Source organism: Teredinibacter haidensis (assembly GCF_014211975.1).
In the GTDB taxonomy this organism is placed as follows: domain Bacteria; phylum Pseudomonadota; class Gammaproteobacteria; order Pseudomonadales; family Cellvibrionaceae; genus Teredinibacter; species Teredinibacter haidensis.
The window spans coordinates 2,578,502-2,592,156 of the sequence record NZ_CP060084.1; the positions used below are offsets into that span (position 1 = coordinate 2,578,502).

A 13,655-nucleotide genomic window follows, 5' to 3' on the forward strand; every position below is an offset into this window, starting at 1 on the left:
AATGGTTATTTTTCAGTTAAAAAACGTCAGTAAGAATTACGGCTCTGGAAATAATATTGCTGAAGTGCTTTCCAACATCAATCTGGAAATTGAGGAAGGTGAGTTTGTCGCCATCGTCGGGTTTTCCGGTAGCGGAAAAACAACCCTGATTTCTTCCATGGCAGGACTAATGTCACCAGATTCAGGAGAAGTCTTATTTAAAGGCCAGCCCGTCACGGGCCCGAGCCCTGAACGCGGAATTGTTTTTCAAAATTATTCTCTGATGCCGTGGCTAACGGTATACGGCAATATCGAGCTAGCGGTGAATCAAGTATTTGGCGGGTGGCCACGCAAAAAACGCAGTGAACATATTCTTCACTATATCAATATGGTGGGTCTCTCCCACGCGATCGATCGACGTCCAGCAGAACTTTCCGGAGGGATGCGTCAACGCGTTGCCGTCGCTCGTGCGCTGGCAATGCAACCGGACATGCTATTGCTCGATGAACCTCTGTCTGCATTGGATGCCCTAACCCGCTCTAAGCTACAAGACGAAATGGAAGAAATCTCGCAGAAAGAGAAGAAAACTATTCTTCTCATCACTAACGATGTGGACGAAGCGATTCTACTGGCCGACAGGGTTATTCCGCTTAACCCCGGCCCCAAAGCATCACTCGGTCCGGAATTTAAAATCAATATCCCCCGACCTCGTGATCGCACAAAAATGAACCACAACGAGGAATTTAAAACACTGCGTAAATCCATTACCGAATACTTAATGAAGGTAGCCATGGCGGCAGGTAATACGGACGACTCCTTGTCCCTGCCGGATATTCTCCCCAATACCGCGCGATTCCCCACCAAGACATCCATTAGTCCCGTTCAAGTACCAACCAGTAAAATGGGCAGCTCGAAATCCGGACTACCGAATGCAACAGCGGTTAAAGCGGCACAAGCCCATAGTTTATTTCTCGACAGGTATGTGGAGTTTTCTAAGGTTACCAAAATTTACCCCACCCCCAAAGGACCGCTTACAGTAGTCGATGAGTTTGACCTAAAAATGAAAAAAGGAGAGTTTATTTCGCTAATTGGTCATTCTGGCTGCGGGAAATCCACCGTGCTCAGTATGATTGCAGGCCTGAATGATATCAGCGGTGGCGGTATTATTCTCGACGACAAGGAAGTCACAACCGCAGGCCCTGATCGCGGTGTAGTGTTCCAGGCGCCAAGTCTATTCCCGTGGTTGAGCGCGCGTGAAAATGTGATGCTGGGCGTTAAACGTGTTTACCCACACGGCAGTAGGAAAGATCGCAAGGAAATTGTTGAATACTATCTTTCGCGCGTTGGACTGGCCGACGCATTGGACAAGAAAGCAGCCGAGCTTTCCAACGGGATGAAACAGCGCGTGGGTATTGCACGCGCTTTTGCCCTTTCTCCCAAGCTGCTACTCCTCGACGAACCCTTCGGCATGCTGGACTCTCTCACTCGCTGGGAATTACAGGAAGTTTTGATGGAGGTGTGGAAGCGAACACAAGTAACCGCGATTTGTGTAACCCACGATGTAGACGAAGCTATTCTATTGGCCGACCGCGTAGTCATGATGACCAACGGGCCCAATGCCAGGGTTGGTAAAATTATGGATGTGGATTTGCCGCGCCCAAGAACTCGTAAGCAGCTACTGGAACACCCAGATTACTATCGCTACCGTGAAGAGCTATTAACGTTCCTGGAAGAGTGTGATCACCAGCACCAAGAGAAAACACCTGGAAAAGAAATTATTATCGCAGACGAAAAAAAAGCATCCAACGAAAACCTTGTGGTAGAGCAAAAAACATTGGTTTCTGCGTAGGCGTTTCCATAAAAAAACCAGATCAAAAATGATCTGGTTTTTTTATCATTCCTAGCACTTACAACGTTTTATTTAGCATGTGCATAGTCTTTTCCATGCTTGCCTCTTTGTCATCCATAAATTTAAATTTATTCCAGGCAAGGCGAATAACATCGTTATGGTGAAGCCGCTGCGTCCCTTTAACTGACAAATCATTCACAAAGGAACCATTGGTGCTACCTTTGTCCTCAAGGTAAAACTCCCGGTATTCAGGAAAATGCTCATTGGGCTGATGGAGAATAACCAGATGCGTTGAACTCACTGCAGTATCGTCAATCACAATATCGTTATCCGGGTGACGCCCCATGGAAATAGAGGATTTTTCCAGCTCAAATTTATGTACCACAACATCGTCAACCAGCTGTGCCAATATTGCCATTTCCCTCACCTCGTCAATTGCGTTTGTTGCATCATAAATAACCCACCTGCTTTGCTTCGTGCGCGAAATCACGTTTAATCGCTTTTTTCACTACCTGTGCCAATTCACCCGCGCTCTCATAGCGATCTTCAGCATCTTTTTGCAGACACTGATTGGTAATGCGGGAAGCACTGATAGGTAGCTCTTTACGCAGTGTACGCACGCCCTTGTGCTTTCCGTGAATAATTTCATACGTTAGGCTGGCAAGGTTGTCACCAACAAAGGGTAGCTTACCGGTTAATAGCTGATAGAAGGTCACCCCCAGGCTGAAGACATCGGCAGCGTGATTAACCCGCTTACCTTTCAGCTGCTCTGGCGACATATAAAGCGGACTACCCAAAATTTCACCGGTACTGGTTTTAGAATCGTCCACTAGGCGGGCAATACCGAAATCCGTGACTTTGACCTGGTATGGTGATGGGCAATACATAATATTTCCGGGCTTGATATCCCGGTGAACAATATTACTGCCATGGGCGTACTCCAGCGCCGCAGCCACATCCGCCATAATGCGATAGACCTCGAAAATCGGTAGCAGATTATTCTCGTTCACAAAGGCGCTCAGTGGCTTACCTTCCACATAATCCATAGCAATAAAGGCGAGATCGACCTCTTCACCAACATCGTACACCGAGACAATATGAGGGTGATTCAACCGCCCCGCCGCCTCGGCCTCACGGAAAAAGCGCGTTTTGATATTCTCCTGCTGATCTGGCTGAAACTGACTGTAGGTCAGCGTTTTAATGGCGACTTTGCGGGCGATTTTTGGATCAAAACCCAGGTAAACCGTACCCATCGCCCCTCGTCCCAATTCGCGTTGAATTTGATAGCGCCCCAGCACAGGGCGATCAATGTCCTGCTGATCTATAACGACCGTCGCCGCCACATCAGAGGAAGCTTTCCCGCTCCTGTAGGTGGGAGCTCCCAGGACAGCCTCCAGCGCTTTGATTTTTTGTTCGGTATCCCGGAATTTTCGGCTCCGTATGACCAGCCCCTGAAAGACATCAATAGCCAATTGGTACTGTCGTTTGGACGCATAAGCATTGCCAAGATCGTAGTAGCTCCGCAGAACTGACGGGCTGGACGAACAATCTTCCAGAGCTTTAACCGCTTCTTTTAAATCTCCACGCTCGAGTAATGTTTTCGCCAACACCACACCACTCTCGTCAACCCGCGACTGCAGTTGTTTCCAGCGCTGCCGTTTGATAACCCAAATACGTATACACAAAAAACCGAGCAGTAGCCAAACCCCCTGCGCGGCCATTGGCAACCAAGCCCCTCGGGTCACAACCATCAGCAGCTGCGCAGCCAGCATCAGCACCAACAACAAGGCAACAGACAGCAGCCCCGATGACGCCGACATTCGAGCCATAACCAGCACAAGCATTAAGGTGACCAGCAGCGTTACTCCCGCGCTCACCACAACCTGCCACCAAGGAAGATAGGCTGTATTGCCGTTAAGCAAGCTATAAATAGCTGTCGCGGTATTGTGTGCTTCCAGCGAGGATTTCGCCGCGATCAGAACATAGTCAGGAAAGGCTCCTCGCGCCAAACCTTCTTTCAGCGACATACTATTAAGCAGCGGTGCTAGCCTTTCGCTTGCGGAGTTATAAGTCAGGAAAGCGCCCTGTGGAGACGTTCGGAATCGACTATCCCCAATAGTGAGCCCCTGATCGGCCCGCCAATACAGGTGCTTAGTCTCAGAACGACCATTCGCGGCCAGCAGATAGTAAGAGAGGAAGTCTCCATACAAGACGCTGTTACCACCCGGCATCACCAAATAACGTTGGTTACCATTAACAGGAAAAAGTGGGTAATGCTCCAGACTGGAACGCGGCAAACTTGACTCTCGCCCGTTCAGGTTAACGTCATTTTGGGGCCACAACCAGTTCCGGACAAAACCGGGAACCGGATTAAGAATACCTGGTTGCTCTGCCAACGGCCTCTGACCCGCCTGCACCCCTCCACTAGTTGCGACAACCACACGGTCACTGGTAAGAGTGTCCATCAGTAATTGCTTGCGATCAACCAGCTCTTCAGCCTGCTCAATCAATGCTGAATTGGTGCTACTGACCGCAATCTGCTGCAATAAGCCATCTGCCTCCCCGTCTCCCAGGTCGATAGTACCCGGTAGAAGCAGGCCGACAGTGGCACTCGAACTATGGAGAATATTGGAGAGTAAAGCTCCCAGTTTTCCGGCGCTATTGATATCGTGCTGCCATTGGAGAAGCTCCGCATCAGGAACTAATACGAGGCCGATATGACTACCGCCTTTGGGTGCGTCCACCAGATAACTACTCAAGCCAAAAAGCAGCTGATCGACACATTGAAACCATCGAGAACTTTGTGCGGGAAACAGGGACAAACTCAAACCAATAACAAGCACCCACATGCGTAGGTTAACGTTGGCGATTTTACTTAGTAGTTTTTGAGCCAACATGCGTATTGAATCTAGTTATCCTTGAGATGAACAAGTAAGCGAATACTCACTCTGTATAATAAACACCGGGTATCCAGCTTTTCTTTATTTTAAGCGTCCGAGCTAGCTCATCAGGCAGGTTTTCGTGAAATTCAAACTCGTGTGTACCTAGAGCCAATACTGTTCCCGGCTCAAGCGGAAGTTTACTGACACGCTCTCCGTTGCAGGAAACCCCATTGGTACTATCCAGGTCAATGACCGTCCACTGCCCATTCACTAAATCGATTTTTGCGTGCTGCGCACTGACTGTAGGGTCATCCACACGAATAGGGCAGTCAACACCGCGTCCCAGCAGACAGGGTTCAGTCAGCTCGTAAACCGAAATCGTATTGCCATTCACCAAATGCCGTAAAAAGGCCATAAGTCGCTCCTCTAAAACAGCGAGTTAGACTAGCAGGTACACTTTCGAATTGGTATTGGAGGATTCGAGAACGGGGTCGCGATTAGCGAATTTAGGTGACAAAAGCGACCACCACAAGGAAACTGAAAAAACAATCGATTTATGGTATCTTATAGTGATAATCAATATTTTGTGGTATTTTCCAAGGTCGTCACAAGCTCACGAAAGGTATCGTGGTTTGTCTCATTCAGATCCATTAACAATCGGTGTGCCTCCAATACTCTATCTTGCACTTTGTTCTCATCGTCAATTTTTTCACCCAGTTTTACACCTCGCACAGTAAAACGCTCGCCCGTAATATCGGCAGCGTGCTCCACGATGTGAAAAATGTCCTCGAAGCCCATCGACGCTAATAGTCGCGTAATACTGGGGTTACTGGATACCACCGTTGGGTCTTTATACTCCTGAGCCCTGCCCTTAATGGATATTTTTGCCATCAAACCCAAGGTCGTGCTGTCAATGGCCTGGGCCTCAGACAAATCAAAAACAACCGAGCAAAAGTTCGGAGAATCGAACATTTCCTCAATAAATTCATCAAACGACAGGCAGAGTGTCAACCGAACATCGCCTTCCATCTTGATAACGTAAACACCGTTATGTTCTGCTACTTTAATTTCTCCAGAACTCATGTTTCTCTCTCTAACGACCTATCGCTCTTCTCTACTACAGGATAGAGCCTCTAATTTCCAATATAGCAATATCATCGGGTACTGCTTCAAGATTATCGAGATCCAATACTCGACATAAGGGCTCGATGACGGATGAAACAGACGTCGATGCCAGCATTACCTGCTGCTCGCCGAGCTTATCCAACAAGTAACTTTCCTTCTCGATTAACTGAGACGGCGGCAGTACTTCCAGTATCCCGTCAGAAAAAATTACCAGGCTGAAATCCCGGGGCAACTGTACGCTATTCACCTCCCATTCTCCATCAGGAAAAATCCCTATTGGCTTGCCTTTTCCCATCAGATATTCAGCTCGGGATCCAGCCATAAGAACAGGTAGCGGCAGGTGGCCGGCAACCACGTAGCGCATCTCCAGGGTTTCGGTATCGATAATGCCGAGAAAGGCAGTAAGGTGGCAGCCCACTTTAGAGTTGAGAATCTCCTTATTGACCAGTTTCATCAATGTTCCCGCATCTCGCCGGAAAGATTCTTCTGACTGAAAAATACGGTGTTCTTTAAATACCCTGTTAACCAGCTGCTTTAGCCACACGGTTACAAACGCCGGCGCCGCACCATGGCCGGACACATCCGTTAAATAAAATGGCAGATAGCGCCCGGCGATCAGACCGTAATCGATAAAATCGCCACTGAGATATAGGGAAGGTAAAACCTGGTAGCTAACACTAATCGAACCGTACTGCCTTGGCGTTTTCGGCATTAACTTGCTTTGCACCTGCCGCCCGGCTTTCTGATCGTGCTCCAGCAGGCGTACATACTCCTTTAACTCCAGGTTTGCCTGCTCCAACTGCTCGCGGTAAGATTGGTTTTCGGCCAGTAAATCGTTACGCTCTAAAGCCCGCTTGATGGAGTGAACCAACACTTCCATATCCACCAGTGGTTTTACAAGATAATCTGCTGCACCGTGGCGCAATGCCTCAACCACATCTCCCACAACACCCATACCGGAAACCACAATCACCGGAATCCCCGAATACAAATGGCCAACCTCTTTAAGCACACTTAAGCCGTCGGCCTCCGGCATGCAGAGATCAGTAATGATAAGATCAGGAGTATGGGCCTTTAGCCAGGCCATTCCAGCCGCAGCACAAGCAACGTGATGCACACTAAAACCAGAATCTTCAAGATAAGCAACAATGCTCTCGCGGACGATAGTGTCATCATCAATTACCAGCAATTGCCGATCTGATTCTGTCATCTATTACCTACGAATTTATTCGGAGTTGTATAAGGGGGAGAAAGATATTAACACTACTCCCAAATTTTGGAACGCACAAGCTACCAAAATGGTGGATTTTGCGCTAACGTTGCATATATGTTGAGCACCTAGGTCAACATATAACCACAGCCGAGTGAATACGGTACCACCTTCGATAATCAACCATTACATGAAGGAAAAACAAAATGAATCTTGCTAACAGAGACTACCAGGAAAAACGCAACTTCATTCGCATGAAAGTTGAGACACCCGTCACCATCGACCTAATCAATAGCGACGAACACTACGAAGGCCTGTGCGTGGATTTGAGTGGTGGAGGCATGCTGATAGAAGCCCCCTCAGCGATGCCGGTAGGAACACGGGCAAAGGTTTCAATTAAATCCAGCCATGGCCACAGCCCGATGCTACAAGCACGCGTTGTTGTTAGCCGTGTAGAGGCCCAGCCCGATACAACCGAACGTCCATGTCTGCTCGGAATGGAAATTGAGGAGGTGATCTCTAGCTAGTACCGCAAAATACAACATCGCGAACGCCTTTACCGCATTCGCGCCTGTCGTTTTTTCACAAAGCTTGGACTAGCAAATTGGTCTGAGAGTAAGGATGTTCCCTCCGCACAAACCATTATCAGAGTACCCACTCTGTGGGCTTTTTTCCCTCCAAATTTTGCAACTTAATGGGGTTTAAAAATCAAACCCTTCATCTGAATCTTCTTCAAAGCCCCCGCCAAAATCGTCGTCAACCTTGCCATCGTTAACAAGGTAATCTCGCCGCTGTAGATAAGCGTCTCGATAAAACACATATAAATCTCCAGATGCTAGCTCTTCTAGATCCAACAGCCGCGAACGCATATGGATAATGTTAGCCGCCGTCAGTGAGTAGCGTACCGTTTTTGATTTATGGTAGGAAGCTGGGTTCAGTACCCAGTCTGCAGGCAGGCCTGCCGTTGAAGTGATCGTATTTGGCCCAAGCAACGGCACGACCAGATAGGGCCCTTTTGGAACACCCCACGCTCCCAGAGTTTGCCCAAAATCTTCTCCTTCAGATTCAGGCAGCCCAGCCTTCTTAGCTACATCAAAAATTCCCGCGATACCCACGGTGGAATTAATTAAAAACCTCCCTGTGTCGTTGCCCGCCTGTTTCCATTTCCATTGCAAAACATCGTTCACCACATTCCGAATTTCGCTTAAATTGGAGAAAAAATTTCCAACACCTTTTTCAACAGGATCCGGCGTTATTTTAGTATAACCAACGGCGGCCGGGCGCAAGGCCCAGCGATCCAGCTTCATATTAAAGCTGAACATGGCTCGATTAAATCCCTCATAGGGATCTGCGGTATTTTCCTCCACAATAATCGGTGAGGTCTCGCCCGAATTTCCCTGAGGATTACTCGCACAACCTGAAAGAGCCGCGACAAGTAACATTAATATCCCTATCAGTTTGTACAAATTCATAGCATCGTATCCCTTTTAAACGGTTGCATCTAAGACTAATTGCCATTGTTTATTTAGGCGTTTGTCGGAAACAGGAAACTGTGTTTTTAAACTCTGAGCAAAAAGAGAGACTCTTAGTTCCTCTATCATCCACCTATATTCCTGCCAGCACTTCAGCTCACGAAAGCGGGCGACGCCAAAACGCTCCAGGTGATCACAATGCCGCTGCCAGTGAGCTTCGAGGCTGGCGATATGTACCCTGTCACGCTGTGGACTCTGTGGTGCTTTCTCAAGTCGAACCAAAATAGCACGCAAATAACGTGGAAAATGTTGTAGGCAGCTCCAGGGTGTTGCCTGCACAAATCCCGGCATGAATAGGTTATCTATTTGGTGATTAATATCACCAAATGCAAATGCTAACATCAAGGCATTGCGGTTAGATTTCATCTGCTTTTTTATATCTACCGCTAGCGGCAACAACTCAGCAATAACAGCTTCGTACTCCTGCGCGACTTCGACAATTTGACCACGCCCCAGTTCAAATTGCTGTTTAAAAGTGTTTTCACTGCGAATATTACTCGCATCCTCCTGAAAACATGCACGCGAAACTGCTGCCATTATTATATCGTCTATAACGCTTTCCCGTTTACCCAACTTGAGAACGGTTAACCCCAAATCCTTACCTTTCAGTAATTCTTTTTTAAGATATTTTGCTGTTGTCCCCAGCGCTAACCTCGCCATTCTCACAACGCCACGACGCGTTTCGGCTCTTGCTTCCAGTGGATTATCCAGTACCGCAATATCCACATGCTCCTGCTTATCGACTAAAGCAGGAAAGCCCTTTACCTGTACGCCCGAACGCGGTATCTGCACCTGCTCTGGCAGCTCTCCAAAATCCCACACCCGCACATCCTCCCTTTCCAGCTGATGGTGAACAGCGCTCAGGGTTTTCTTAACTTGCTCCCGGTAACGCTCGCGCAAGACAGTTAAGTCCCGATCACGATCAATCACCATCCCCTTTTCATCTACCACTTGAATATTCATGCGATAGAAATCATCCAGCAATTGCTGCCCCCAATTCTCCGGAGAAATTTTCACATCACTTAGCTGCTGCAAAACGTCTGTCAGGCATTCCTGTAATGACCGTTTATTTGCTTGAAGCCTTGCCATTGCCCGATCGACATACTGAGGAACCGGCACCAATTTTTTACGTATCGGTTTAGGTAGACCTTTGACCAGGGCAATGCACTTATCACGCAATAGCCCTGGTACCAACCACTCGAGTCTTCCCTCGGGAATAAGATGTAAAAACTCAACGGGCACACGCAAGTTCACACCATCATCCCGGTGGCCAGGCTCAAAATGATAGTGCAGCGGCAAAGAAATACCATCGTATTCCAATCTATCGGGAAATTGTGCTTCGGTCACGTCTACAGCAGCATGCAACATTAGCTGCTCTTTAGCTAACTTTAGTACATGCGGAGTATCCCTTTCAGCTGTTTTTCGCCAGTGTTCAAAACCGGTCAAATTAGCGATGCCAGCAGGAATAACGGCTTCATAAAAATCGTACACCATCTGATCATCCACCAAAATATCGCGCCGACGGGCTTTCGCTTCCAGTGTTTGAACTTGCTCCAACAACCAGTTGTTATAAACAAGAAAATGACAGTCACGAGTATTTTCAGCCTCATCCTGATCAATCACCACCTGCGCCCAGCGGGACTCCTCCTCCTCGATTTTTTTACGCTGTGATTTATGCTTGCAGAAATTACCCTCCACCAGAGCCTCACGAATAAATAGTCTGCGGGACTCTTCAATATCAATTTTGCTGTAGGCAACGCGCTTTTTTTCAACCAGCGTCAAACCAAACAGACTAACACGATCAAAGGCCATAACCTGCCCGGTAAGAGCATCGTAAAATGGTTGAAAATAATGGTGCTTCACCAAATGCTGAGCATTCTCCAGCGCCCAATTGGGTTCAACTTTAGCAACCATATGGGCAAAGAGCTGGCTGGTTTCTATATACTCGGCTCCAACCAACCACTTGGGTCGTTTTTTATTTTGTGAAGAACCAGGGAATATTTGAAATTTTCGGTTTCGGCTACCCAGGTATTCCACAACAGGCCTACCTTTACCTTTGCTCCCTTTCGCCGCGTCTTTGGTGTCCTCATTTTTTAAACCCAGGTTCGATAACAAGCCAATAACCAATGCCCTGTGAATCGTCTCGTAATTTGAGGGCTGCTGGTTTTCCTTAAACCCCAGCGTTTTTATAGACAAACGCAGCTGTCGATGTAAATCTCTCCATTCACGAACGCGCAAATAGTTAATAAATTCTTTTTTGCAGAGTTTTCTCAGTTGGTTTTGCGATAATTCCTGCCGCTGCTCTTCGATATAATTCCATACATTTACCAGCGTAATAAAATCTGAGTTTTCGTCCCAAAAACGACGGTGTTTTTCATCGGCAGCCTGGCGCTTATCTGCCGGGCGCTCACGCGGGTCCTGAATACTCAGGCCACTGATGATAATCAAAATTTCCTGCAAGCAATCCAGTGTTGCCCCCGCCAGAACGATACGGGCAAAACGCGGATCGACCGGCAACTGATGTAACTGCCTGCCCAGTGCCGTAACCCGCCCACCTTTATCTACGGCTTGAAGCTCTTCCAACAACTTGTAACCATCATTCACCAGACGATTTTCCGGGCGGTCGACGAAAGGGAACTTGTGGACGTCGCCAATGCGCAATTGCAGCATTTGTAAAATAACGGCCGCTAGGTTTGTGCGCTGGATTTCCGGATCGGTAAATTCCGGCCTGCTGTTAAAATCTTCTTCCCCATAGAGGCGATAACACACGCCCTCTGCAACGCGACCACAACGCCCCTTACGTTGGTTTGCACTAGCTTGGGAGATGGCTTCGATAGGCAGGCGCTGAACCTTTGTCCGTACGCTATACCGACTAATACGCGCCCGCCCTGGGTCAATCACGTATCGAATACCCGGTACGGTTAACGAGGTTTCTGCAACGTTGGTTGCGAGCACGACACGTCGACCTCTATGGCTATGGAAAACCCGGTTTTGCTCTTCAAGGCTTAAACGAGCATAGAGAGGTAATATTTCAAGATGCGAAAAGCCCGCTTTCTTTATCGCATGGGAGGTTTCGCGAATTTCCCGTTCACCACCAAGGAACACCAGAATATCCCCACCCTGCTGTCGCGAGGTTTTTAATATTTCATCAACAACACCAACAATTGCATCCGTTATATCTTCGTAATCTTCATCCCATGGACGGTAAAAGGTTTCCACCGGGAAGGTACGACCTGAAACTTCGATGATGGGAGCATTATCAAAATGAGCAGAGAATTTTTCCAGATCAATCGTGGCCGAAGTCACAATAACTTTTAACTCCGGCCGCTTGGTCACCAGGCTTTTTAAGTAGCCCAGCAAAAAATCGATATTCAGACTGCGCTCGTGGGCTTCGTCGATAATCAATGTATCGTATTTTAATAACAGGGGATCCTGCTGGATTTCTGTCAGTAAGATGCCATCGGTCATTAACTTGATAGAAGTGTTGTTATCGGTGTGATCAGTAAAACGTACCTGATATCCCACCGTCGCCCCCAACGGAACCTTCAGCTCGTCGGCAATACGGCTGGCCACCGTACGCGCAGCAATTCGACGCGGCTGCGTATGGCCGATCAGGCCTTTAATACCGCGGCCCAGCTGCAAGCATATTTTTGGTATTTGTGTTGTCTTACCCGAGCCGGTTTCGCCAGCCAAGATCAAGACCTGATGCTTTTCAATTAATGCTGCAATATCTTCACGCTTAGCGGAGATAGGCAAATTATCGTCGTACTCAATTTCTGGAATCGCAGCTGTGCGTGCCGCTACGCGTTGCAGCGATTGATCAATACGACTTTTTAGTTCCTGTACTTTCTTATCGCAGGGCAAAGACTGCTGCTGGCGCTTTTTTACAAACTGCCACAATCTGTCTAGCTTTTGCTTGTCTGTGTAACAAACCTGCGACAGAACCTGGTTTAGGTAATCGCTGGTGATAGTTTCAGGAGATGTCATAGATACGCGCCCAGAATTGAGCGCGCATTATACTGAAGAGAACTGAAAGATGGCAGGAAAGCGTAAGCTTTGCCTATTCGACTGTATTTCCGTAGGACATCAAACGCTGGTAACGTTTTTCCAGCAGCGCATCCATATCTTCCGCCTGCAACTGATCCAACTGTTCGGACAAACGCTCTTTCAGGCGTGCAGCCATAGTATCCATGTCGCGGTGAGCACCACCCAATGGTTCTTTGATCGTTTCATCGATGATACCCATATCTTGCAGAATACTGGAGGTAACCCCCATAGCTTCGGCTGCCAATGGCGCCTTTTCTACGGTTTTCCAAATAATGTTAGCGCAGCCTTCCGGTGAAATAACGAAGTACGTGGAGTACTGCAACATATTAAGGTGGTCACCCACACCAATAGCCAGAGCGCCACCGGACGAACCTTCGCCAATTACCGTACAGATAATTGGTGTGCGCAGGCGCGACATTACCGCCAGATTTTGGGCAATGGATTCACTGATACCACGCTCTTCGCTGTCGATACCGGGATATGCCCCCGGAGTATCAATAAGTGTCAACACGGGCATTTTAAAACGCTCCGCCATTTCCATCAGGCGCAAGGCTTTGCGGTAACCTTCGGGCTTGGGCATACCGAAATTGCGGTACACCTTATCTTTTACCGAACGACCTTTTTCTTCGCCAATCACCATCACTGGCTTACCGTTCAAGCGGCCAACACCACCAATAATGGCTTTATCGTCGCCAAAATGGCGGTCACCGTGAAGCTCATCCCAATCGTCAAAAACGCGGGGAATGTAGTCGGCACTGTAGGGGCGCTGAGGATGGCGGGCGACCTGAACAATTTGCCAGGGCGAGAGGTTGGAGTAGATGCGCTCCGTAAGCTTGGTGCTTTCTTCACGAAGGCGCCCAATTTCTTCTCCAATATTCAGGTCGTTATCCGTTCCAACCAATTGCAATTCTTCGATTTTGCCTTCCAGAACGGCGATTGGCTGTTCGAAATCGAGATAATTTAAATTCATGACAGTTATTCGACCTGTGCGGCTATTTCGTGGCGGAAAGCGCGATTTTTAAGTATTTTTA

General features: G+C 48.0%; 10 protein-coding genes. 2 read left to right on the forward strand and 8 right to left on the reverse strand.

Annotated elements, in window-relative coordinates; genetic code table 11:
• Position 1 precedes the first annotated feature (1 nt).
• On the forward strand, positions 2 to 1,828 hold the full coding sequence (locus tag H5715_RS10150; RefSeq protein WP_083608022.1) for an ABC transporter ATP-binding protein: 1,827 nt from the start codon (positions 2 to 4) through the stop codon (positions 1,826 to 1,828).
• A gap of 58 nt (positions 1,829 to 1,886) precedes the next feature.
• On the opposite strand, the gene H5715_RS10155 is transcribed toward H5715_RS10150, so the two are convergent.
• The 5 genes from H5715_RS10155 to H5715_RS10175 all read right to left on the reverse strand — a co-directional run bounded on the left by H5715_RS10155 (position 1,887) and on the right by H5715_RS10175 (position 7,045).
• A complete protein-coding gene (locus tag H5715_RS10155) occupies positions 1,887 to 2,246 on the reverse strand; it encodes an FHA domain-containing protein (RefSeq protein WP_075185711.1) in 360 nt (119 codons plus the stop codon).
• Between the two features lie 31 nt (positions 2,247 to 2,277).
• Complete coding sequence (locus H5715_RS10160; protein ID WP_075185712.1) at positions 2,278 to 4,725, reverse strand: serine/threonine-protein kinase; 2,448 nt, start codon at positions 4,723 to 4,725, stop codon at positions 2,278 to 2,280.
• Positions 4,726 to 4,771: 46 nt separating this feature from the next.
• The gene (locus tag H5715_RS10165) at positions 4,772 to 5,125 is read right to left on the reverse strand and encodes an FHA domain-containing protein (RefSeq protein ID WP_075185713.1); all 354 of its coding nucleotides are present in this window, start codon (positions 5,123 to 5,125) and stop codon (positions 4,772 to 4,774) included.
• Between the two features lie 161 nt (positions 5,126 to 5,286).
• Positions 5,287 to 5,793 (reverse strand): STAS domain-containing protein, encoded by a 507-nt coding sequence (locus H5715_RS10170; protein WP_075185714.1) that lies wholly within the window; start codon positions 5,791 to 5,793, stop codon positions 5,287 to 5,289.
• Positions 5,794 to 5,827: 34 nt separating this feature from the next.
• A complete protein-coding gene (locus H5715_RS10175; RefSeq protein WP_075185715.1) occupies positions 5,828 to 7,045 on the reverse strand; it encodes a response regulator in 1,218 nt (405 codons plus the stop codon).
• A gap of 206 nt (positions 7,046 to 7,251) precedes the next feature.
• Here H5715_RS10175 and H5715_RS10180 point away from each other — a divergent pair, with 206 nt between their 5' ends.
• A complete protein-coding gene (locus tag H5715_RS10180; RefSeq protein WP_075185716.1) occupies positions 7,252 to 7,572 on the forward strand; it encodes a PilZ domain-containing protein in 321 nt (106 codons plus the stop codon).
• Positions 7,573 to 7,746: 174 nt separating this feature from the next.
• On the opposite strand, the gene H5715_RS10185 is transcribed toward H5715_RS10180, so the two are convergent.
• From H5715_RS10185 to H5715_RS10195, 3 genes are all read right to left on the reverse strand, one after another.
• A complete protein-coding gene (locus tag H5715_RS10185) occupies positions 7,747 to 8,517 on the reverse strand; it encodes an MlaA family lipoprotein (protein ID WP_075185717.1) in 771 nt (256 codons plus the stop codon).
• A 15-nt stretch (positions 8,518 to 8,532) separates the two neighbouring features.
• Positions 8,533 to 12,564 (reverse strand): ATP-dependent RNA helicase HrpA, encoded by a 4,032-nt coding sequence (gene hrpA / locus H5715_RS10190; RefSeq protein ID WP_075185718.1) that lies wholly within the window; start codon positions 12,562 to 12,564, stop codon positions 8,533 to 8,535.
• 73 nt (positions 12,565 to 12,637) lie between these two features.
• Positions 12,638 to 13,594 carry an acetyl-CoA carboxylase carboxyltransferase subunit alpha gene (locus H5715_RS10195; protein ID WP_075185719.1) on the reverse strand — a complete coding sequence of 319 codons (957 nt, stop codon included), beginning with the start codon at positions 13,592 to 13,594 and terminating at the stop codon, positions 12,638 to 12,640.
• Between the last annotated feature and the right edge of the window lie 61 nt (positions 13,595 to 13,655).